This is a genomic window from Pseudomonas sp. BRM28, from assembly GCF_002939405.1.
In the GTDB taxonomy this organism is placed as follows: Bacteria; Pseudomonadota; Gammaproteobacteria; order Pseudomonadales; family Pseudomonadaceae; genus Aquipseudomonas; species Aquipseudomonas palmensis.
The window spans coordinates 678,267-698,076 of sequence record NZ_PEFV01000001.1; the positions used below are offsets into that span (position 1 = coordinate 678,267).

Genomic DNA, 19,810 nt, shown 5'->3' on the forward strand with positions numbered 1-19,810 from the left:
AGGCTGACGCTTTTACAGTAGATGCAGTCGGGCATTTCTGGTGGGCGCGCAGGTTATTTCTTGAACTACGTTGAACCCGTCACACTTTGCGCTGACACACTCTAGACTTTGGCGTCAGTCGGCCCCGCGTTGGACTTCGCCTGCTGGAAGCCGCAAAATATCCGCTTTCCCTCAATTTATCTGACCGGACCTGCTGACTCTATGCGAATGCGCCTGATGCTGTTGGGTGGTGGAAATGCCCTTGGGCAAGCGCTGATTCGCCTCGGGGCCGAGGAAGATATCGGCTTTCTGGCGCCGCGCCCACCTGACCAGGGCTGGGATGCCGCGAGCCTGACCCAGCTGCTCGATGACACCCGCCCCGATGCGCTGATCAATCTGGCCTACTACTTCGACTGGTTCCAGGCCGAATCGGTGAGCGAGCAGCGCCTGGCTTCGCAGGAGCGTGCGGTCGAGCGCCTGGCCGAACTGTGCCAGCACCACAACATCATCTTGCTGCAACCCTCCAGCTACCGGGTATTCGACGGTTCGCGGGCCACGGCCTACAGCGAAAAGGACGAGCCGGTACCGCTCGGTCAACGTGGCCAGGCGTTGTGGCGCATCGAACAGAGCGTGCGCGCGACCTGCCCGCAGCACGTGCTGCTGCGCTTTGGCTGGGTGCTCGACGACAGCGTCGACGGCGTGCTGGGGCGTTTTCTGACCCGCGCCGAGCACTCGCAGGAACTGCTGCTGGCCGACGACCGGCGTGGCAACCCGACCCCGGTCGACGATGCAGCGCGGGTGATCCTGGCGGTGCTCAAGCAACTGGACTGTGGCGCGCCACTATGGGGCACCTACCATTACGCCGGCAACGAGGCGACCACGCCGCTGGCGCTGGGTCAGGCGATCCTCAGCGAAGCCGGGCAACTGCGTCAGCTGGCCGTCGAAGCGCCCACTGCGCAGGCCCACGCCGCCCGCCCGGATGCTGCCGAAGAACCCCAGCACGCAGTGCTGGCCTGCAAGAAAATCCTCCACACCTTCGGCATCAAGCCGCGTGCCTGGCGCGCCGGCCTGCCGACCCTACTGGACCGGTTCTATCGTCATGGCTGATGCTCCTATCCTGATTACCGGGGGGGCCGGCTTCATCGGCTCCCACCTGAGCGACGCGCTGCTGGCCAAGGGGTACGCGGTGCGCGTGCTCGACGACCTGTCTACCGGCCGGCGCCTGAACCTGCAGCTGGACAACCCGCGCCTGCAACTGATCGAGGGCGACGTGGCCGATGCCGCCCTGGTGGCCCGGGCCGCCGAGGGCTGCCAGGCCGTGGTGCACCTGGCGGCGGTGGCCTCGGTGCAGGCCTCTGTGGAAGACCCGGTCAGGACCCACCAGAGCAACTTCATCGGCACGCTGAACGTGTGCGAGGCGATGCGTGTGGCCGGCATCAAGCGCGTGCTGTTTGCCTCCAGCGCTGCGGTGTACGGCAACAACGGTGAAGGCCAGGCCATCGACGAGGACACGCCCAAGGCGCCGCTGACCCCCTATGCGGTGGACAAGCTGGCCAGCGAGCAGTACCTGGACTTCTATCGTCGCCAGCATGGGCTGGAGCCGGTGGTGTTTCGCTTCTTCAATATCTTCGGGCCACGCCAGGACCCGTCGTCGCCGTATTCGGGAGTGATCAGCATCTTCTGCGAGCGCGCCCTCAACGGCACGCCGATCAACCTGTTTGGCGATGGCGAGCAGACCCGTGACTTCCTGTATGTGGCCGACCTGGTGGCGGTGCTGGTGCAGGCGCTGGAACAGGCGCAGGTGCAGGAGGGCGCGGTGAACGTGGGGCTGAACCGCGCCACCACGCTGAACCAGTTGCTCGACGCACTGCGCAAGGTGGTAGGGCCGTTGCCCGAGGTCAATCACGGGCCGGCGCGCGCGGGTGATATCCGTCATTCGCGGGCCGACAATGCGCGGCTGCTGGCGCGCTTCGACCTGCCCGAGCCGACGCCACTGGCCGATGGGCTGGCGCACCTGCTGGGGCGCTGAACGTAAAAAGCTTCGCCGGCAACGCCGGCTCCTGCAGGCGGTATCTCCCTGACGGGAATCGCAGCCAAAAAAAAGCCCCGAATGATCGGGGCTTTTTCATGGTCAGAACTTGTAACCCACACCCACCATGTAGACCCATGGGTCCACATCCACGCTCACCTTGGTCTTGCCCACGCCCAGCGCGCTTGGGCCGTCGATGGTGGCCTTGGTGTCGATGTCCACGTACCAGACCGCGGCGTTGACCAGCAGGTTGTCGGTCAGCATGTAGTCCATGCCCAGTTGGCCGGCCAGGCCGACCGAGTCCTTGAGCTTCATGTTGCTGAAGCCCTGGGCCTTGCGGCTGCTGCTCAGGTCTTCATCGAAGAACAGGGTGTAGTTAAGACCGATACCGGCGTAAGGCTGGAACTTGGAGGTCGGCTCCATCGGGTAGTACTGCAGCGACAGGGTCGGTGGCAGTTGCTTGATGTTCGCCAGCTTGCCGTCCAGGCCCGCGCCCAGGCCCTTTACGCCCACTTCGTGCTGGAACGGGGTGGCTGCCAGCAGTTCCAGGCCGATGTGGTCGGTCAGCATGTAGGCAAAGGCCAGGCCCAGCTGGGTGTCGCTGTCCAGGGTGGCCTTGGTGCCGCCAACCTTGGTGCCGTCGAGCTTGATATCGCCGCTGTCCTCGTTCGGTGCGGTGGTGATCGCACCGGCACGCAGAATGAAATCGCCCGCCTGGTGGGCGTGGGCAACAGGGGCTGCAAGCGCGAGGGCAATGAGCGAGGCGCTGAGCAAGGACTTGTTCATGGAAGCTCCCAAAGGACGTTTAGAATTTAATGTGTCCAATGGTAAGGAGCTGACAGGCGGTGATTCTTGACGCAGCTCAATGAAACCGCAAACGCCCTGGCGCGGGGCTTCTATTGTAGTTCATAGGCGTAGATCTTCTCGGCTTCCATCTGGTAGCCGGCCTCGGCCAGCTCGCTGCTGGAAGCCTTGACCTGCATCGGCCCCTCGATCCAGTAGGGCTGGTACAGCTCCTCGACCTTGATGCCGATTTCGCTGAACACGTGCACGATCTGGTTCGACGGTGGGGGCGGCACGTGAATGCACGCGCCGTAGTACGGCACCAGCAGGAACTCGGTGGTACGGCCTTCCTCGCTGACTTCCAGTGGCACGATGTAGCCCGGCAGCTTCACCTGCTGGCCATCCAGTGCCTTCACCACCGGCGCGTCGGGCGCCTGCTGCTGCGCCGCCGGGCCGCTTTCGCCGGCCAGCGCGTTGCTCAACTGCGAAAGGTCGTGCAGTGGGGTCATCTGCGGCACGATCACCGGTGCGCCCTCGGGGATCAATTGCGGCCATTCCAGCGTGCGCGGCTCACCCGCCCACAGGGGCGGGGCAATCAACAGCAACAACAGCAGGGCACGACGTATCACGGGCGTTCTCACAGGTGAATGGACAAACCGTCGGCCAGCGACTGGCGGTAGGCCCGCCAGGCCGGAATGCTGCCCATCAGCACGGCGGCGCCGAGGATGATCCCCAGCAGGCTCCACTCGTGGGCGCTGGGCAGCGCCAGCGGCAGGTACAGGCCGTAGTTGGCCTGCACCGTGCCCTGGGCCAGGGCGATGCCAAGGTAGAGCAGGCCAAGCCCGGCGGCAATCCCCGCCAGCGCCAGGGTGAACGCCTCCATCACCAGCAGCCCTGCAATATGCCAGGGGCGTGCACCCACCGAGCGCAGGATGGCCATTTCGCGGCGGCGCTCGTTGAGGCTGGTGAGGATCGCCGTGAGCATGCCGATCAGGCCGGTCAGCACCACGAACAGCGACACCACGAACAGCGCCTGTTCGGCGGTGCCCATCAGGCTCCACAGCTCCTGCAGGGCCACGCCGGGCAGAATCGCCAACAGCGGCTCGCCGCGGAACTCGTTGATCTCGCGTTGCAGGGTGAAGGTGCTGATCTTGTTGTTCAGGCCCAGCATGAACGCGGTGATGGCCTTGGGTGTGAGGTCCATGCCTCGGGCCTGTTCGGCGCTGACGCGGCCGGCGCCGCGGGCGGGCACGCCGTTGTGCCAGTCGACGTGGATCGCCTCCATGCCGCCAAGGCTGATGTGCAGGGTGCGGTCCACCGGGGTGCCGGTGCGTTGCAGCACGCCCACCACGGTGAACGGCTTGTCGTCATGCTTGACCAGGCTGATGGCGGCCACGCCATGGGCCAGCACCAGCTTGTCGCCGAGTTTGTAATGCAGCGCGTCGGCCACCTCGGCGCCCAGCACCACCTCGAACGGGTCGCTGGCGAAGGCACGCCCGCTGGCCAGCTGCAGGTGCTGCTTGCGCCCGTACTGGTAATGCTCGAAGTAGGCTTCGGTGGTGCCCATCACCCGGTAACCGCGGTGCGAGTCGCCCAGCGAGATCGGGATGGCCCACTTCACCCGCGGGTTGCTGGCGTAGTGCTCGAAGCTGTCCCAGCGGATGTTGTTGGTGGCGTTGCCGATGCGAAACACCGAGTACAGCAGCAGGTTCACCGAGCCCGAGCGCGCACCGACAATCAGGTCGGTGCCACTGATGGTGCTGGCAAAACTGGCGCGGGCCTCGGTGCGTACCCGCTCCACCGCCAGCAGCAGGCACACCGACAGGGCGATGGCGAAGGCGGTGAGCAGGGCAGTGAAGCGGCGGTTGGCGAGACTCGCCAGGGCAAGGCGGAGCAGGTACATCAGGCCTCCAGGTCGCTGGCAGGGCGCGCGGCGCGGTTGAGTTCGGCAAGCGACAGCTGGCGATCGAACAGCGGTGCCAGGCTCTGGTCGTGGCTGACGAACAACAGGCTGGAGCCGGCTGCGCGGCATTCAGCGAACAGCAGGCGGATGAAGGCTTCACGGGTGTCGGCATCGAGCGCCGAAGTCGGCTCGTCGGCAATCACCAGCTCGGGTTGGCCGATCAGCGCGCGGGCGGCGGCCACCCGTTGCTGCTGACCGATCGACAGGCTGTCGGCGCGCCGTGCCAGCAGTGCCGGGTCCTTCAGGCCCAGATGGGCGAGCAGGCTGGCGGCGGCCTTGTCCACACTGCCGTAGCGCTGGCCGGCGCGTTGCGCCCGGCTGCGCGAGAAACGGCACGGCAGCTCGACGTTTTCGCGTACCGACAGAAACGGCAGCAGGTTGAACTGCTGGAAGATGTAGCCGGTATGATCGACGCGAAAACGGTCGCGCTGGCCCTGGCTGAGCGCGCCCAGCTCCTGGCCGAGCAGGCGGATGCTGCCGCGGTCGGCCTTCTGCACCCCGCCCAGCAGGCCCAGCAGGGTGGTCTTGCCACTGCCGCTGGGGCCCTTGAGGAACAGCGACTCGCCGGCCTGCAGGCGCAACGCCGGGATGTCCAGCAGCTCAGGCTGGCCGGGCCAGGCGAAACCCAGCCGGGACAGTTCGATCAGTGCCTGGCCCATGTCAGAAGTCGATCGCGCTGCGGGTCGGGGTCAGGTCCACGCCCTTCTGGCCATTGGGGCCCACCAGTTGCAGCTGGATCTTCTGGGTGGCGGGGAAGGCCTTGAACAGTGGCGCCAGGTCCAGGCGGGTGAGCTGGGCCGGGGTGGTGCATTCGAGTTTGTAATGGGCGTTGATGTCGCTGTGTTCGTGATCGTGGGCGTCGCCATCCTCGTCATGCACCGGCTTGTCGCCGAACAGCGGGCTTTGCAGGTCCTGGTCGGTTTCGCTGCAACCGGCTGCCTTGTTCAGGCCGAACAGCGCCAGGGGTGTTTCGAGCTGGGCGCGCACGGCCGCGACCTTGGCCTTGTCGGTGGCAGAAGTGGCGGCATGTTCGAAGCCCACCAGGTTCATCGCCGGGCTGTCGAATTCCAGCTCCAGGGCATTGCCGTCGAGTGCGACGTTCAGGTGCGCCACGCCATGTTCATGGGCACCCAGGCTGCCATGCTCATGGTCATGGTCGTCATGGGCGTAAACCAGACTCAGGGGCAGCAGGGCAAACGGCAAGGCAAGCAGCAGACGACGCATGGGCGGAACTCCGGAAGGCGCTGAAAGAGTTTCGAAATGTTATAACAACTTGTCGGCTGCGTACCAGTGTCGCTGGATGAAACTTCGTGGGAGCATGGGCGCCTGATCGAGTGGAGGGTGCGAACGTGCGTATTCGTGGACACATCGGCGAATGGCCGGTGGATTTGAGCGTGGAGCTGGAGCCCCATGAGTGGGCGCAGCTGGGCGGGCAGTTGCAGGCGGCCGGGGCGCCGGCGGTTGCCGCTGCTGTACCGACGGCGCCGGTTCGCCCGGACGATGCAGTGTGGCAGGCGGCGCGCGAGGTGTTGCGCAAGGCCGGTCAGTTGAACGGGCCCCAGTTGCTGGAGGCGCTGGAGGGGTTGGCGGGCAATACGGCGGCCGGCAAGCGCCTGCTGGTGCGTTTGCGCCATAGCAGCGAGGTGAGGGTGGAAAGCGGGGCGGATGCGCCGGTCTATCACTGGGTCGGCTGAACACCGCGTTGATCCCATCGCGGGTCAAGCCCGCGCCCACAGCGCGGGTAGGTAACCTTGTGGGAGCGGGCGGTTGACCTCAGTACAACGCAGCAAACAGCTTGCGGCGGTAATCCAGCACCAGCGGGTGCTCGTTGCCCAGCAGGTCGAACACCTGCAGCAGGGTCTTGTGCGGCAGGCCGCCTTCATACCCGCGGTTGCGCTTGAACAGTTTCAGCAGCCCGTCCAGCGCCGCCTCGTACTGCTGGCGCGACAGCTGCTGCACTGCCAGCTGATACGCCGCCTCGTCATCCTCGGCGTTCTGTGCCAGGCGTGACTTCAGGTCGGCCACGTCCGGCAGGCTGGCGGCCTGCTTGAGGAACGTCAGCTGCGCCTTGGCACCGGCCAGTGCAGCCTTGTGCTCATCGCTCTTGACCGCATCGAGCACGGTCTGCGCTTCGCCCAGCTCGCCACGCTCGGCCAGGCAACGGGCATACAAGATCAGTGCCGCGGCATTGCTGTTGTCTTCGGTCAGCAGGGCCTGGAGCAGCGCCTCGGCCTCGCTGAAGCGTCCCTCGGCAAACAGCCCCTGGGCCACTACCAGCGGGTCGGCCGCCGCCGGTGGCGGCAGTTGCACATGCGGTTCGAGCATTGCGCGGATTTCCGACTCCGGGCGTGCCTCGGCAAAGCCGTCGACCGGCTGGCCATCCTTGAACAGCACCACCGTCGGCAGGCTGCGGATACCGAAGCGCGCGACAATGTCCTGTTCCACATCGCAGTTGACCTTGGCCAGCAGCAGCTCACCCCGGTATTCGGCGGTGATTTTCTCCAGCAGCGGCATCAGCACCTTGCACGGCGCGCACCAGTCGGCCCAGAAGTCGACGAGCACGGGTTTGACGTAGGAGTTCTGGATCACCGACTGGTCGAAGTCGGCGCTGGTGGCATTGAAGATGTACGGGGTTTCCTGGCTCATCGCGACTCTCGCAAATCCTTGAATGGCAACACTATAAAGCGCTGCGGCTGGCGTGGTACAGGCTCACCTGGCGGAATTCGTGGGGTTCGGCCAGGTCTGGCAGGGTCAGGGCGTGCAGGGTGTCGAGCTGGCGGTACAGGGGGTGACGGAAGTCGCGCACCCGCGAGTCGGCCACCAGCGCCTGGTGCCCGCGGCTGAGAAACGCATCGAGCAGCGGCAGGTTGGCGCGGTCGTAGAGCACATCGGCCACCAGCACCAGGTCGAAGCGGTCGGCCTCGGCGAAGAAATCGCTGGAGTAGCCCAACTGCACCTGGTTGAGCGCGGCATTCGCGCGGCTTGCCTGCAGCGCCAGCGGGTCGAGGTCGCAGGCCACCACTTCAAGCGCTCCGGCGCGGGCGGCGGCGATGCCGGCAATGCCCGAGCCTGCGCCGAAGTCCAGCACGCGTTTGCCGGCCACCCACTCGGGGCGGGCGGCCAGGTAGCGCGCCATGGCCAGGCCGCTGGCCCAGCAGAAGGCCCAGTAGGGCGGCTCGTGCAGGATGCGCCGGGTTTCCTCGGGGCTGAACGCGCGGTCCATGTTGTGCGCATCGATCAGCCACAGCTTGAGGTCGCAGGCCGGCAGCTCGCTGACCACCAGCCGTGCGTCCCCCAGCAGCCCGCTCAACGCCTGTTGCAGGTGGATCGGCGCGGTCACGGCGCTTTTTCGAGGCGCAGCGGGCCGGTGGCCTGGGTTTGCGGGCTGCTGACCGCCACAGGTTGCAGGTGCAGGATCAGCTGCCCGGACTGGCTGGCACGCCCGCGCAGCTCCACCCGCGCACCGGCAGGGAACGCCTCGGGGTTGAAACGCAGCTGGAACGGCAGGTCCTGGCCGTTGGCGTCCAGGTTGCTGCTGGCCAGCAGGCGTTGCGGGCGGCCGCGCGGGTCGACCACCAGCAGCGCCAGCTCGACCTCGGCGCCCGACGGGATGCCAAGCAGGGTGCCGCTGATTTCACGCTGGTAGGCCGGCAGCGGGCCCAGGGCCACAGGTTGCTTGGCCGCTACCGGGGCCTTGGGGGCCAGCACCGGCTTGGGTTCATCGCTGCTGCAGGCGGCCAGCAGGGCGGCAAAACTGAGCACAACGAGCGCTCTAAAGGGCATGATCAATTCCTTCGGGGGGATATTTCCTCACTGGATGGTAACTGCTTTGGCTTGTCTTGCCAGTGGGATGCGCTACCATGACCCTCCCTTTTTTTGTTGCCTGCCACCATGCACTGTCCCTTCTGCGGTGCCAACGACACCAAGGTCATCGACTCGCGACTGGTTGCCGAGGGCGAACAAGTGCGCCGTCGCCGCGAATGCGTGGCCTGCGGTGAGCGCTTCACCACCTTCGAAACCGCCGAACTGGTGCTGCCGCGCCTGATCAAGACCGACGGCAGCCGCCAGCCCTTCGACGAAGAAAAACTGCGCGCCGGCATGCAGCGGGCGCTGGAAAAGCGCCCGGTGAGCGTCGAGCGCCTCGAAGCGGCGCTGGCCCACATCAAGCACAAGCTGCGCGCCACCGGCGAGCGCGAGGTCAAGTCGCTGGTCGTCGGCGAACTGGTGATGGCCGAGCTGCAAAAGCTCGACGAAGTGGCCTACATCCGCTTCGCCTCGGTGTACCGCCGCTTCCAGGACCTGGACGAATTTCGTGAAGAAATCGACCGCCTGGCGCGCGAGCCTTCCAAGCAATGAGCCTGCCCAGCGAACGCGACGTGCTCGACGCCCACTACATGGCCCGTGCGCTGGAACTGGCGCGCAAGGGTCTCTATTCCACCCACCCCAACCCGCGGGTCGGTTGCGTGATCGTGCGTGACGGTCAGGTGGTCGGCGAAGGCTGGCACGTACGCGCCGGCGAACCGCATGCCGAGGTGCACGCGCTGCGCCAGGCCGGCGAGCTGGCCCGTGGCGCCTGTGCCTATGTGACCCTGGAGCCGTGCAGCCACCACGGGCGCACGCCGCCGTGTGCCGAGGCGCTGGTCAAGGCCGGTGTGGCGCGGGTGGTGGCGGCCATGCAGGACCCCAACCCGCAAGTGGCGGGGCAGGGGCTCAAGCGCCTGGCCGACGTCGGTATCGAAGTTGCCAGCGGTGTGCTGGAGGCCGAGGCCCGCGCACTCAACCCGGGCTTTCTGAAACGCATGGAACACGGCCTGCCCTTTGTGCGGGTCAAACTGGCGATGAGCCTGGACGGGCGCACCGCCATGGCCAGTGGCGAGAGCCAGTGGATCACCGGCCCGGCCGCACGCTCGGCGGTGCAGCGTCTGCGCGCGCGCTCCAGCGTGGTGCTGACCAGCGCCCAGAGCGTGCTGGCCGACAACGCGCGCATGACCGTGCGCGCCGACGAGCTTGGGCTGGACGCCGACAGCACCGCCCTGGCGATGGCCCGCCCACCGTTGCGCGTGCTCATCGACGGGCGCCTGCGCCTGCCGCTGACGGCGCCGTTCTTCCAGGCCGGCCCGGTGCTGGTGGTGACGGCCGCCGCGCCAGTTGCGCAGTACGCCCAGGCCGGCCATGACCTGCTGAGCCTGCCCGGCACCGACGGGCACGTCGACCTGCCCGCGCTGCTGCGCGAACTGGCCCGGCGTGGTGCCAGCGAGGTCCTGGTGGAGGCCGGCCCGGGCCTGGCCGGTGCCTTCGCGCAACAGGGCCTGGTGGACGAATACCAGCTCTTCATCGCTGCCAAGTTTCTCGGCTCCAGTGCCCGCCCATTGCTCGATTGGCCCCTGGCCAGAATGAGCGAAGCGCAGGCCCTCAAAATCACCGACATGCGCGCCGTAGGCGATGACTGGCGAGTCACTGCCATTCCTGTGCCTGCGCCCGGCGTATAATTCGCGGCCTGCGCCTTGCGCGACCCGTTCTGAAGGAGGACTCATGTTCACCGGCATCATCGAATCCATCGGCAGCATCCGTTCACTCACCCCCAAAGGCGGCGACGTGCGCGTGTATGTCGAAACCGGCAAGCTCGACCTGGGCGACGTGAAACTGGGCGACAGTATCGCCGTCAACGGCGTGTGCCTGACCGCCGTCGAACTGCCTGGCGACGGTTTCTGGGCTGACGTCAGCCGCGAAACCCTCGACTGCACCGCCTTTGCCGACTTCAAGGTAGGCAGCCGGGTCAACCTGGAAAAGGCCCTGACCCCCAGCAGCCGTCTGGGCGGCCACCTGGTCAGCGGCCACGTCGACGGTGTCGGCGAGGTCATCTCGCGCAGCGATAACGCCCGCGCCATCCAGTTCCGCCTGCGCGCGCCGGCCGAACTGGCCAAGTACATCGCCCACAAGGGCTCGATCACCGTCGATGGCACCAGCCTCACGGTCAACCAGGTCGATGGCGCCGAGTTCGAGCTGACCATCGTGCCGCACACCCTCGCTGAAACCATCATGGCCGACTATCGCACCGGGCGTCGGGTTAACCTTGAGGTCGACCTGCTGGCCCGTTACCTGGAGCGTCTGCTGCTGGGCGACAAGGCCGCCGAGCCGGGCAAGGGTGGCATCACCGAAAGTTTCCTGGCCGCCAACGGCTACCTGAAATCCTGATTTAGAAGGGGGTGCCGCGTGGCGCTCAACAGCATCGAAGAACTGGTCGAAGACATTCGCCAGGGCAAAATGGTCATCCTGATGGATGACGAAGACCGCGAGAACGAAGGCGACCTGATCATGGCCGCCGAGTGCTGCAAGGCCGAACACATCAACTTCATGGCCAAGTACGCCCGTGGCCTGATCTGCATGCCGATGTCGCGCGAGCGCTGCGAGCTGCTCAAGCTGCCGCTGATGGCCCCGCGCAACGGCTCGGGCTTCGGCACCAAGTTCACCGTTTCGATCGAAGCTGCCGAAGGCGTCACCACCGGTATCTCCGCCGCCGACCGCGCGCGCACCGTGCAGGCCGCCGCCGCCCGGGACGCCAAGGCCGAAGACATCGTCAGCCCGGGCCACATCTTCCCGCTGATGGCCCAGCCCGGCGGTACCCTGGCCCGTGCCGGCCACACCGAGGCGGCCTGCGACCTGGCGCGCATGGCCGGTTTCGAGCCGAGCGGGGTGATCTGCGAGGTGATGAACGACGACGGCACCATGTCGCGTCGCGCCGAGCTGGAAGTGTTCGCCGCCGAGCACAACATCAAGATCGGCACCATCGCCGACCTGATCCACTACCGCATGATCCACGAACGTACCATTCAGCGGATTTCCGAGCAGCCGCTGGACAGCGAACTGGGTCAGTTCAACCTGGTGACCTACCGCGATTCGGTCGAAGGCGACGTGCACATGGCCCTGACCCTGGGCAAGATCTGCGCCGAGGAACCGACCCTGGTGCGGGTGCACAACATGGACCCGCTGCGCGACCTGCTGCTGGTCAAGCAGCCCGGCCGCTGGAGCCTGCGCGCCGCGATGAGCGCCGTGGCAGAGGCCGGCAGCGGCGTGGTGCTGCTGCTCGGCCACCCGCTGGACGGCGACGTGCTGCTGGCGCATATCCGCGAAAGCGCCGACAGCAGCCAGGTCAAGACACCCACCACCTACAGCACCGTGGGTGCCGGTTCGCAGATTCTGCGCGACCTGGGCGTACGCAAGATGCGCCTGATGAGTTCGCCAATGAAGTTCAATGCGATATCCGGATTCGATCTGGAAGTTGTAGAATACGTGCCCTCCGAATAAAGCAGGGGCTGGTTTCCCGCTGTTGATCCGGAACAAAACTCCCACAGGCCGCACCGTTGCGGCCTGGCTCTTTAAGATGAGAACCCCGCAATGTCCCTGAAGACCATCGAAGGTACCTTCATTGCCCCCAAAGGTCGCTATGCTTTGGTGGTTGGCCGCTTCAACAGCTTCGTCGTCGAAAGCCTGGTAAGCGGTGCCGTTGATGCCCTGGTTCGCCACGGCGTGAGCGAAAGCGACATCACCATCATCCGTGCACCGGGTGCGTTCGAGATTCCGCTGGTGGCACAGAAGGTCGCCCAGCAGAGCGAATACGCCGCGATCATCGCCCTGGGCGCCGTGATCCGTGGTGGCACCCCGCACTTCGAATACGTGGCGGGCGAATGCACCAAGGGCCTGGCCCAGGTGTCCATGGAGTTCGGCGTGCCGGTTGCCTTCGGTGTCCTAACCGTCGATTCGATCGAACAGGCCATCGAGCGTTCCGGCACCAAGGCCGGCAACAAGGGCGCCGAAGCGGCCCTGTCCGCCCTGGAAATGGTCAGCCTGCTGGCGCAGTTGGAGGCCAAGTGATTAGCGACGAAAGCGATCGTTTCAACCCGCGCGATCCAAAACCTGCGGATGCTGGCAAGCCCTCCAAGAGCGCCAAGCGTCGCGAAGCCCGCAAGCTCGCGACCCAGGCGCTGTACCAGTGGCACATGGCCAAGCACTCGCTGAACGAGATCGAAGCGCAGTTCCGGGTCGATAACGATTTCACCGATGTCGACGGTGCCTACTTCCGCGAGATCCTGCACGGCGTGCCGGCGATCAAGGAAGAAATCGACAAGGCCCTCGCGCCTTGCCTGGACACCGTGCTCGAAGAGCTCGATCCGGTCGAGCTGTCGGTGCTGCGCCTGTCCACCTGGGAGCTGATCAAGCGGGTCGACGTGCCTTACCGCGTGGTCATCAACGAAGGTATCGAGCTGGCCAAGGTGTACGGCGCCACTGACGGGCACAAGTTCGTCAACGGTGTGCTCGACAAGCTCGCACCGCGGCTGCGCGAAGCCGAAGTGAAGGCGTTCAAGCGCTGATTGCGGCGCTGCCTGCCCATGGGTGAATTCGAGCTGATCCGCCACTACTTCGCCGCCGCGCCCTGTGCGCAGGCCGGCGACGGGGTCGCCCTGGGGATCGGCGACGATTGCGCCCTGCTGGCGCTGCCGGCCGGCGAGCAACTGGCCGTGTCCACCGACACGCTGGTGGCCGGGGTGCATTTCCCGGCTGTGTGCGAACCGTTCCTGCTCGGCCAGCGCTCGCTGGCGGTGGCTGCCAGTGACCTGGCAGCCATGGGCGCCACCCCCGTGGCCTTTACCCTTGCCCTGACCCTGCCGACGGTTCACGCCGATTGGTTGAAGGCCTATGCCCAGGGTCTGAACCTGATGGCCCGACAATGCGGCCTGAGCCTGGTAGGCGGGGACACCACCCATGGGCCGCTGAGCCTGACCATGACCGTGTTCGGCCGCGTGCCTGCCGGCCAGGCCCTGACGCGCAGCGGTGCGCAGCCTGGTGACCTGGTGTGTGTCGGTGGTGAGCTGGGCAACGCTGCCGGGGCCTTGCCGCTGGTGCTTGGCGAACGCGAGGCGGCGGTGGCGCTGGCCGAGCCGCTGCTGGCGCACTACTGGTCGCCGCCACCGCAACTGGCGCTGGGTCAGGCGCTGCGAGGCAAGGCCAGCGCGGCGCTGGATATCTCCGATGGCCTGCTGGCCGATTGCGGACACATTGCCACGGCCTCGGGCGTGTCGATTGTGCTGTCGCTCGAACAGCTGCCGCTGGGTGCGGCGCTGCAGGGCCTGCTGGGCCTGGAAGGTGCGCGACAGGCCGCGCTCACCGGTGGCGACGACTACGTGATTGCCTTCACCTTGCCCCCCTCGCACCTGGCCGGCCTGCAGGCTGCCGGCTGGCCGGTGCACGTGGTCGGTCGGGTGGAGGCGGGCAGCGGCGTCAGCCTGCGTGACCACGCCGGGGCGGACATCACCCCGCGCACGCGGGGTTATCAACATTTTTAGGGAGACACCGTGACCGATCACCCCAATCAGGTGCCGGCAGAAAACGTGCCGCCTTCAGTCTGGCGCAACCCCTGGCATTTTCTGGCCTTCGGCTTCGGCTCCGGCACCCTGCCCAAGGCGCCGGGCACCTGGGGTTCGCTGGTGGCCGTGCCGTTCATCCCGCTGTGGCAGATGCTGCCCGACTGGGGCTACTGGCTGATGCTGGGGCTGACCATGCTGTTCGGCGTATGGTTGTGCGGCAAGGTCGCCGACGACCTGGGCGTGCATGACCACGAGGGCATCGTCTGGGACGAGATGGTCGGCATGTGGATAACCCTCTGGCTGGTACCGGAAGGTTGGCTATGGTTGTTGGCAGGCTTTCTGATGTTCCGCTTCTTCGACATACTCAAGCCGTGGCCGATCCGCTGGATCGACCGGCATGTGCATGGCGGTTTCGGCATCATGTTCGATGACGTGCTGGCCGGCGTGTTCGCCTGGTTGGGCATGCAGGCGCTGGTGTGGAGTTTCACCTGAAGGGAGTGGCCTGATGCGCGCATGGCGAGTGTTGCTGCTGGTGTTGGCGCTGGGTGGCGGCATCGCCTGGGCTGGCGAGCCGACCGCGTTGCCGCAGGAGGTGCGCCTGGCCAGCGAGATCTGGCCGGACTACACCGACGTCGAAGGGCGCGGCATGGCCTGGGACGTGCTGCGCAAGGTGTTCGAGCCGGCGGGGGTCAAGGTGCTCGCCATCAGCGTGCCCTACAGCCGCGCCGTGGGCCTGGTCAAGCGCGCCGAGGCCGATGCCTGGGTCGGCTCCTACGAGCAGGAAAGCAACGACTACCTCTACCCGCGCAACGCCTTCGACCAGGACCATATCTACGCCCTGGGCCTGGCCAGCCTGCCGGTGCCGAGCGCCGCCACCATCGGCCGCTACAAGCTCTCCTGGGTGCGTGGCTACGAGTACCAGCGCTACCTGCCCGATGTGAAGGAGTTTCGCGAGGTGCAGCGGCGCGACGGCATCCTGCCGATGCTCGAACTCAAGCGCGTGGACTTCTACATCGATGCCCAGACCGAGGTGGACTACGTGTACAACCAGGCCCGTGACAAGGCCCGGTTCCGCCGCACCCACATCGCCGAGTTACCGTTGTACCTGGCCTTTGCCAGGACCGAGCAGGCCTGTGCGCTCCGGGCGCTGTTCGATCGGCGCATGGACGAACTGATCGCCAGCGGCGAATTGCGCGAGATCTTCGAGCGCTGGCAGCAGCCGTATCCGTTCCCGATTCCGGGCAGTGCGCACGTGCCAGCATCTAACTTCTCGATCTGTTTGCCCAAGAATTCAGCCTAAGCACCTGCCTTACGCTGCTGTTACAATCGGCGCACATCAAATTTCACGTTATTGATCAGGAGCACAAGGTGCCCGTCGTCTTTGTTGCCGCTTCCAAGCTGCCCACCCCCTTTGCCACGTTCACCATGCATGGTTTTCTCGACGAAGCCACCGGCCGCGAGCACGTTGTGCTCAGCCTGGGTGATGTAGCCGATGGCGAGCCGGTACTGGGGCGCCTGCATTCCGAATGCCTGACCGGCGATGCGCTGTTCAGCCAGCGCTGCGACTGTGGTTCGCAGCTGGAGGCCGCTCTGCAGGCCATCGCCCGCGAAGGCCGTGGCGTGCTGCTGTATCTGCGTCAGGAGGGTCGTGGCATCGGCCTGCTGAACAAGATTCGCGCCTACGAACTGCAGGACGGCGGCGCCGACACCGTCGAGGCCAACGAGCGCCTGGGCTTTGCCGCCGACCAGCGTGACTACGCCATGTGCCAGCCGATGCTCGAGCACCTGGGTGTCACGTCATTGCGCCTGATGACCAACAACCCGCGCAAGGTAAAAGCCCTCACCGCCATGGGCATTGCGGTAGCCGAGCGCGTGCCGCTGCACACCGGGCACAATCCGCACAACAAGCACTACCTGGCCACCAAGGCCGGCAAGCTCGGCCACATGATGGGCAACGAGCACCAGGGCGAGGCCGGTCGGGCGTGACCCGCGGCCAGGTCAAGCGGCGGCTGGCGTTCGCCTGGTGGCAGTTCTTCGCGATTGCCCTGGCGCCGCTGCTGGTGTTCGGCTGGGCGTTCGGAGGCAGTGTGGCGCGTGTCCCGCTGCTGGTGATGCCGGTGTTTCTGGCCGGGCTGGCCTCGATGTTCTTCAGCCTGCCGCGTTTCAGCGCCTACAAGCGTGCATTGATTGCCACTGAAAAGGCGCTGAACAGCGCTGAGGAGCCGGCGGCCTGGATAGAGCTGGCGCGGGTTCGCCGTGTGTCGATGCTGTTTGCCTGCCTGCCGGCGTGGGTGGCCGCACTGTCGGTGTTCGTGGGCCTGGAGGGAGTGCCGCAGATTCTGCTGGCAATCGCCAGCGTGGTGATCCTTTACCTGTACCGGGTACCGCGTCAGCTGGGCTGATGCGCCCTTCGCCAGCCAGGCTGGCTCCTGCAGGCAGGAGCCAGCCTGGCTGGCGAAAGGGTCTAAAGGCCCAGCAGTTGGCTCCGCTGACGCACCGAAGCCTCGATCCCGGCAGCATCCAGCCCGCATTCGGCCAGCATCTGCGCCGGCTTGGCATGCTCGACGTACACATCCGGCAAGCCCAGGTGCAGCATCGGCTTGAGCACGCCTTCAGCGCTCAGGAACTCGCTGACCGCAGAGCCGGCGCCGCCCATGATGGCGTTCTCTTCGATGGTCACCAGCAGGTCATGGCTGCCAGCCAGCTCGCGCACCAGCGCTTCATCCAGCGGCTTGACGAAACGCATGTCGACCACGGTTGCATCCAGGTTTTCGGCCACCTTCAGCGCTTCTGCCAGTTGCACACCGAACACCAGCAGGGCGACCTTGCTGCCCTGGCGGCGAATCACGCCCTTGCCGATCTCCAGCGGCTCAAGGTCGCCGTCGATCGTCGCGTTCGGCCCGCTTCCACGCGGGTAGCGCACGGCGGCAGGGCCGTTGTACAGGTGCCCGGTGCTGAGCATCTTGCGCAGCTCGTTCTCGTCGCTGGGGGTCATCACCAGCATGCCGGGGATGCAGCGCAGGAACGACAGGTCGAAGCTGCCGGCGTGGGTCGGGCCGTCTTCGCCCACCAGGCCGGCGCGGTCGATGGCGAACAGCACGTCGAGGTTCTGCACCGCCACGTCATGGATCAGCTGGTCGTAGGCGCGCTGCAGGAAGGTCGAATAGATCGCCACCACCGGCTTGGCGCCCTCGCAGGCCATGCCCGCCGCCAGCGTCACCGCGTGCTGCTCGGCAATCGCCACGTCGAAGTAGCGCTCGGGGTAGCGTTCGCTGAACGCCACCAGGTCCGAGCCTTCCTTCATGGCGGGGGTGATGCCCACCAGGCGCTGGTCGGCGGCGGCCATGTCGCACAGCCACTGGCCGAACACCGCCGAGTACTTCGGCCCGGCGGCCTTTTTCGGCGCGGTGGCCGGGGCGTCCAGCGGTTCGAGCTTGGTGATCGCGTGGTAGCCGATCGGGTCGACCTCGGCCGGGGCGAAACCCTTGCCCTTCTTGGTCACCACGTGCAGGAACTGCGGCCCCTTGAGGTCGCGCATGTTGCGCAGGGTGGCGATCAGGGTGGGCAGGTCGTGGCCGTCGATGGGGCCGATGTAGTTCCAGCCCAGCTCTTCGAACAGGGTGCCGGGCACCAGCATGCCCTTGGCATACTCTTCGGTGCGGCGGGCGATCTCCCAGGCGCCGGGCAGGCGCGACAGCACCTTCTTGCTGCCCTCGCGCATGCTTGCATAGGTGCGGCTGGAGAGGATCTTGGCCAGGTAGTTGGACAGGCCGCCGACATTGCGCGAAATCGACATGTCGTTGTCGTTGAGGATCACCAGCATGTCGGCGTTGACTTCCTGGGCGTGGTTCAACGCCTCGAAGGCCATGCCGGCGGTGAGCGCGCCGTCACCGATCACTGCAATCGACTTGCGTGCCTGGTTCTGCAGGCGGGCGGCGATGGCCATGCCCAGCGCGGCGCTGATCGAGGTGCTGGAGTGCCCGACGCCAAAGGTGTCGTACTCGCTCTCGACGCGGCGCGGGAAGGCGGCCAGGCCGTCCTTCTGACGCAGGCTGTGCATGCGTTCGCGCCGACCCGTGAGGATCTTGTGCGGATACGCCTGGTGGCCCACATCCCACACCAGCCGGTCGTCCGGAGTGTCGAAGACGTAGTGCAGGGCGATCGTCAGTTCGATGACGCCCAGGCCGGCACCGAAGTGCCCGCCGGTCTGGCCGACGCTATAGAGCAGCTCCTGGCGCAGTTCGTCGGCCAGTTTCTCCAGGTCGGCTTCGGCCAGACGACGCAGGCCGGCTGGCGTATCGGCACGGTCAAGCAGCGGCGTGACCGGGCGTTCGCGGGGGATCTCTTGAAACGTCGTGGGCATCAGGCGAATCGTTATAGGTGTGATGAGGCGGCAGTTTACCTTATTGCGGTGAAGGCTGCCCATTGAGGTATGTGGTGCGCGTTTCGCCGGCAATGCCGGCTCCTACAGGGTTCGATGCAGGAGCCGGCATTGCCGGCGAAGGGCCGCTGCGGTCAACTGCGGCGTTCGACGATGTACCGCGCCAACGCCCGCAGCGGCTCGGCCTTGTCATCGAACCCAGCCAGCGCTGCCAGTGCCTGGTCGCGCAGTTCCAGCGCGTAGGCCTTGGCGGCTTCGAGCCCCAGCAATGCCGGGTAGGTCGGCTTGTCGCGGGCGATATCTGCGCCCTGGCGCTTGCCCAGGGTCGCGGTATCGCTCTCGACATCCAGGATGTCGTCCTGCACCTGGAACGCCAGGCCGATGGCCTGGGCATACTGCTGCAAGGCTGCAAGCGTCTGGGTATCGGCCCGCGCGCTGGCCAGGGCACCGACCTTGACGCTGGTTTCGATCAGCGCGCCGGTCTTGTGCCGGTGCATGTATTCCAGCGCGGTCTGATCGAGCTTGAGCCCCACCGAGCCCAGGTCGATGGCCTGGCCACCAACCATGCCGGCGGGGCCGGCGCCCTGGGCCACGGCCTGCACCATGGCCAGGCGAATGGCATCGCTCTGCGGGCTCAGGCGCGGGTCGAGCAGGGCGCTGAAGGCCAGGCTCTGCAAGCCGTCGCCGGCCAGGATCGCGCAGGCCTCGTCGAATTTCTTGTGGGTGGTGGGCTGGCCGCGACGCAGGTCGTCGTCGTCCATTGCCGGCAGGTCGTCATGCACCAGCGAATAGGCGTGGATCAGCTCGACCGCGCAGGCGGCGCCGTCGGCATCGCTGCTGGCGCCACCCAGCGCCTCGCAGGCGGCATAGGCCAGCAGCGGGCGTACCCGCTTGCCGCCGTTCATCACGCTGTAGCGCATGGCGGCATACAGGCGCTCGAGTTCGCTCGAGGGGGCGTGGAACAGGGTTTCCAGCGCGGCATCCACCTGGGCCTGGCAACGGGCCTGGTAGGCGGCAATCATTCTGGCTGTTCCGCGTCGAACGGCTCGGCGCGCAACTCGCCGTCGCGCTCCAGCAGCACCTGGACCTTCTGCTCGGCCTGGGTCAGGGCGCTCTGGCAATCGCGGGTCAGGCCGATGCCTTGCTCGAAGGCGGTCAGCGAATCTTCCAGCGACAGTTCGCCGTTCTCCAGGCGTTCGACCAGCGCTTGCAGGTCGGCAAGGGATTGCTCGAAGTCAATGGCAGCTTTTTTTCGGGCCATGGCGGCTGTCTCTGGTGGCGGTTTGAACGGCGCGACACTAGCAGAGCAGGGC

At 66.3% G+C, this 19,810-nt stretch carries 25 protein-coding genes; 14 read left to right on the forward strand and 11 right to left on the reverse strand.

Going from position 1 to position 19,810, the window contains the following annotated elements:
* The first annotated feature begins 201 nt into the window (after window positions 1-201).
* Together CR917_RS03220 and CR917_RS03225 are read left to right on the forward strand one after the other, a co-directional pair.
* On the forward strand, window positions 202-1,086 hold the full coding sequence (locus tag CR917_RS03220; protein WP_043861906.1) for a sugar nucleotide-binding protein: 885 nt from the start codon (window positions 202-204) through the stop codon (window positions 1,084-1,086).
* Window positions 1,079-2,008: an NAD-dependent epimerase/dehydratase family protein gene (locus tag CR917_RS03225; RefSeq protein ID WP_054916426.1), complete on the forward strand. Its 930-nt coding sequence runs from the start codon at window positions 1,079-1,081 to the stop codon at window positions 2,006-2,008. Before CR917_RS03220 ends, CR917_RS03225 begins: the two co-directional genes overlap by 8 nt.
* 102 nt (window positions 2,009-2,110) lie before the next feature.
* On the opposite strand, the gene CR917_RS03230 is transcribed toward CR917_RS03225, so the two are convergent.
* The 5 genes from CR917_RS03230 to CR917_RS03250 form a co-directional block, all read right to left on the reverse strand.
* Window positions 2,111-2,794, reverse strand: coding sequence for an OmpW family protein (locus CR917_RS03230; protein ID WP_043861904.1), 684 nt, complete (start codon window positions 2,792-2,794; stop codon window positions 2,111-2,113).
* A gap of 110 nt (window positions 2,795-2,904) precedes the next feature.
* Window positions 2,905-3,417: a DUF3299 domain-containing protein gene (locus CR917_RS03235; RefSeq protein WP_043861948.1), complete on the reverse strand. Its 513-nt coding sequence runs from the start codon at window positions 3,415-3,417 to the stop codon at window positions 2,905-2,907.
* Between the two features lie 11 nt (window positions 3,418-3,428).
* Window positions 3,429-4,694, reverse strand: coding sequence for an ABC transporter permease (locus tag CR917_RS03240; protein ID WP_043861903.1), 1,266 nt, complete (start codon window positions 4,692-4,694; stop codon window positions 3,429-3,431).
* Window positions 4,694-5,413, reverse strand: coding sequence for an ABC transporter ATP-binding protein (locus tag CR917_RS03245; RefSeq protein ID WP_043861902.1), 720 nt, complete (start codon window positions 5,411-5,413; stop codon window positions 4,694-4,696). The genes CR917_RS03240 and CR917_RS03245 overlap by 1 nt, the downstream gene beginning before the upstream one ends.
* Window position 5,414: 1 nt before the next feature.
* Entirely contained in the window at window positions 5,415-5,978 is a 564-nt protein-coding gene (locus CR917_RS03250) for a DUF2796 domain-containing protein (protein WP_088514366.1), read from the reverse strand.
* 125 nt (window positions 5,979-6,103) lie between these two features.
* On the opposite strand from CR917_RS03250, the gene CR917_RS03255 reads away from it, so the two are divergent.
* The gene (locus CR917_RS03255) at window positions 6,104-6,448 is read left to right on the forward strand and encodes a hypothetical protein (RefSeq protein ID WP_078481672.1); all 345 of its coding nucleotides are present in this window, start codon (window positions 6,104-6,106) and stop codon (window positions 6,446-6,448) included.
* 79 nt (window positions 6,449-6,527) lie between these two features.
* Here CR917_RS03255 and trxA read toward each other — a convergent pair whose 3' ends face one another.
* The 3 genes from trxA to CR917_RS03270 are packed head-to-tail and all read right to left on the reverse strand — an operon-like array spanning window position 6,528 to window position 8,537.
* Window positions 6,528-7,400 carry a thioredoxin gene (gene trxA / locus CR917_RS03260; protein WP_100634159.1) on the reverse strand — a complete coding sequence of 291 codons (873 nt, stop codon included), beginning with the start codon at window positions 7,398-7,400 and terminating at the stop codon, window positions 6,528-6,530.
* A gap of 31 nt (window positions 7,401-7,431) precedes the next feature.
* Window positions 7,432-8,094 (reverse strand): methyltransferase, encoded by a 663-nt coding sequence (locus CR917_RS03265; protein WP_054916423.1) that lies wholly within the window; start codon window positions 8,092-8,094, stop codon window positions 7,432-7,434.
* Window positions 8,091-8,537: a YbaY family lipoprotein gene (locus CR917_RS03270; protein WP_043861898.1), complete on the reverse strand. Its 447-nt coding sequence runs from the start codon at window positions 8,535-8,537 to the stop codon at window positions 8,091-8,093. The genes CR917_RS03265 and CR917_RS03270 overlap by 4 nt, the downstream gene beginning before the upstream one ends.
* A 108-nt stretch (window positions 8,538-8,645) precedes the next feature.
* Here CR917_RS03270 and nrdR point away from each other — a divergent pair, with 108 nt between their 5' ends.
* From nrdR to CR917_RS03325, 11 genes are all read left to right on the forward strand, one after another.
* Window positions 8,646-9,110, forward strand: a complete 465-nt coding sequence (gene nrdR, locus CR917_RS03275) for a transcriptional regulator NrdR (protein WP_043861897.1) — start codon at window positions 8,646-8,648, stop codon at window positions 9,108-9,110.
* Window positions 9,107-10,243 (forward strand): bifunctional diaminohydroxyphosphoribosylaminopyrimidine deaminase/5-amino-6-(5-phosphoribosylamino)uracil reductase RibD, encoded by a 1,137-nt coding sequence (ribD, locus tag CR917_RS03280; RefSeq protein ID WP_043861896.1) that lies wholly within the window; start codon window positions 9,107-9,109, stop codon window positions 10,241-10,243. The genes nrdR and ribD overlap by 4 nt, the downstream gene beginning before the upstream one ends.
* 43 nt (window positions 10,244-10,286) lie before the next feature.
* Entirely contained in the window at window positions 10,287-10,949 is a 663-nt protein-coding gene (locus CR917_RS03285) for a riboflavin synthase (RefSeq protein WP_043861895.1), read from the forward strand.
* Between the two features lie 18 nt (window positions 10,950-10,967).
* Complete coding sequence (ribBA, locus tag CR917_RS03290; RefSeq protein ID WP_104571874.1) at window positions 10,968-12,059, forward strand: bifunctional 3,4-dihydroxy-2-butanone-4-phosphate synthase/GTP cyclohydrolase II; 1,092 nt, start codon at window positions 10,968-10,970, stop codon at window positions 12,057-12,059.
* A gap of 90 nt (window positions 12,060-12,149) precedes the next feature.
* A complete protein-coding gene (ribE, locus tag CR917_RS03295) occupies window positions 12,150-12,626 on the forward strand; it encodes a 6,7-dimethyl-8-ribityllumazine synthase (protein WP_043861893.1) in 477 nt (158 codons plus the stop codon).
* Window positions 12,623-13,123, forward strand: coding sequence for a transcription antitermination factor NusB (gene nusB, locus CR917_RS03300; RefSeq protein WP_043861892.1), 501 nt, complete (start codon window positions 12,623-12,625; stop codon window positions 13,121-13,123). Before ribE ends, nusB begins: the two co-directional genes overlap by 4 nt.
* Before the next feature lie 18 nt (window positions 13,124-13,141).
* Complete coding sequence (thiL, locus tag CR917_RS03305) at window positions 13,142-14,095, forward strand: thiamine-phosphate kinase (protein ID WP_104571875.1); 954 nt, start codon at window positions 13,142-13,144, stop codon at window positions 14,093-14,095.
* Window positions 14,096-14,104: 9 nt separating this feature from the next.
* Entirely contained in the window at window positions 14,105-14,608 is a 504-nt protein-coding gene (locus tag CR917_RS03310; protein ID WP_043861890.1) for a phosphatidylglycerophosphatase A, read from the forward strand.
* A 13-nt stretch (window positions 14,609-14,621) separates the two neighbouring features.
* The gene (locus CR917_RS03315) at window positions 14,622-15,416 is read left to right on the forward strand and encodes an ABC transporter substrate-binding protein (RefSeq protein ID WP_104571876.1); all 795 of its coding nucleotides are present in this window, start codon (window positions 14,622-14,624) and stop codon (window positions 15,414-15,416) included.
* Window positions 15,417-15,484: 68 nt separating this feature from the next.
* On the forward strand, window positions 15,485-16,102 hold the full coding sequence (gene ribA, locus CR917_RS03320; protein ID WP_043861888.1) for a GTP cyclohydrolase II: 618 nt from the start codon (window positions 15,485-15,487) through the stop codon (window positions 16,100-16,102).
* Complete coding sequence (locus CR917_RS03325; protein ID WP_043861887.1) at window positions 16,099-16,518, forward strand: hypothetical protein; 420 nt, start codon at window positions 16,099-16,101, stop codon at window positions 16,516-16,518. The genes ribA and CR917_RS03325 overlap by 4 nt, the downstream gene beginning before the upstream one ends.
* Before the next feature lie 62 nt (window positions 16,519-16,580).
* Here CR917_RS03325 and dxs read toward each other — a convergent pair whose 3' ends face one another.
* The 3 genes from dxs to CR917_RS03340 all read right to left on the reverse strand — a co-directional run bounded on the left by dxs (window position 16,581) and on the right by CR917_RS03340 (window position 19,758).
* Window positions 16,581-18,479, reverse strand: a complete 1,899-nt coding sequence (gene dxs / locus CR917_RS03330) for a 1-deoxy-D-xylulose-5-phosphate synthase (protein WP_104571877.1) — start codon at window positions 18,477-18,479, stop codon at window positions 16,581-16,583.
* Between the two features lie 152 nt (window positions 18,480-18,631).
* The gene (gene ispA / locus CR917_RS03335; RefSeq protein ID WP_104571878.1) at window positions 18,632-19,519 is read right to left on the reverse strand and encodes a (2E,6E)-farnesyl diphosphate synthase; all 888 of its coding nucleotides are present in this window, start codon (window positions 19,517-19,519) and stop codon (window positions 18,632-18,634) included.
* Window positions 19,516-19,758 carry an exodeoxyribonuclease VII small subunit gene (locus CR917_RS03340; RefSeq protein WP_043861884.1) on the reverse strand — a complete coding sequence of 81 codons (243 nt, stop codon included), beginning with the start codon at window positions 19,756-19,758 and terminating at the stop codon, window positions 19,516-19,518. The genes ispA and CR917_RS03340 overlap by 4 nt, the downstream gene beginning before the upstream one ends.
* Between the last annotated feature and the right edge of the window lie 52 nt (window positions 19,759-19,810).

Bases quoted from the DNA above. Each gene is read 5' to 3' on its own strand.
- CR917_RS03220 (WP_043861906.1), top strand. From the start codon at position 202: ATGCGAATGCGCCTGATGCTGTTGGGTGGTGGAAATGCCCTTGGGCAA.
- CR917_RS03225 (WP_054916426.1), top strand. From the start codon at position 1,079: ATGGCTGATGCTCCTATCCTGATTACCGGGGGGGCCGGCTTCATCGGC.
- CR917_RS03230 (WP_043861904.1), bottom strand. From the start codon at position 2,794: ATGAACAAGTCCTTGCTCAGCGCCTCGCTCATTGCCCTCGCGCTTGCA.
- CR917_RS03240 (WP_043861903.1), bottom strand. From the start codon at position 4,694: ATGTACCTGCTCCGCCTTGCCCTGGCGAGTCTCGCCAACCGCCGCTTC.
- CR917_RS03245 (WP_043861902.1), bottom strand. From the start codon at position 5,413: ATGGGCCAGGCACTGATCGAACTGTCCCGGCTGGGTTTCGCCTGGCCC.
- CR917_RS03250 (WP_088514366.1), bottom strand. From the start codon at position 5,978: ATGCGTCGTCTGCTGCTTGCCTTGCCGTTTGCCCTGCTGCCCCTGAGT.
- trxA (WP_100634159.1), bottom strand. From the start codon at position 7,400: ATGAGCCAGGAAACCCCGTACATCTTCAATGCCACCAGCGCCGACTTC.
- CR917_RS03270 (WP_043861898.1), bottom strand. From the start codon at position 8,537: ATGCCCTTTAGAGCGCTCGTTGTGCTCAGTTTTGCCGCCCTGCTGGCC.
- nrdR (WP_043861897.1), top strand. From the start codon at position 8,646: ATGCACTGTCCCTTCTGCGGTGCCAACGACACCAAGGTCATCGACTCG.
- ribD (WP_043861896.1), top strand. From the start codon at position 9,107: ATGAGCCTGCCCAGCGAACGCGACGTGCTCGACGCCCACTACATGGCC.
- CR917_RS03285 (WP_043861895.1), top strand. From the start codon at position 10,287: ATGTTCACCGGCATCATCGAATCCATCGGCAGCATCCGTTCACTCACC.
- ribE (WP_043861893.1), top strand. From the start codon at position 12,150: ATGTCCCTGAAGACCATCGAAGGTACCTTCATTGCCCCCAAAGGTCGC.
- thiL (WP_104571875.1), top strand. From the start codon at position 13,142: ATGGGTGAATTCGAGCTGATCCGCCACTACTTCGCCGCCGCGCCCTGT.
- CR917_RS03315 (WP_104571876.1), top strand. From the start codon at position 14,622: ATGCGCGCATGGCGAGTGTTGCTGCTGGTGTTGGCGCTGGGTGGCGGC.
- dxs (WP_104571877.1), bottom strand. From the start codon at position 18,479: ATGCCCACGACGTTTCAAGAGATCCCCCGCGAACGCCCGGTCACGCCG.
- ispA (WP_104571878.1), bottom strand. From the start codon at position 19,519: ATGATTGCCGCCTACCAGGCCCGTTGCCAGGCCCAGGTGGATGCCGCG.
- CR917_RS03340 (WP_043861884.1), bottom strand. From the start codon at position 19,758: ATGGCCCGAAAAAAAGCTGCCATTGACTTCGAGCAATCCCTTGCCGAC.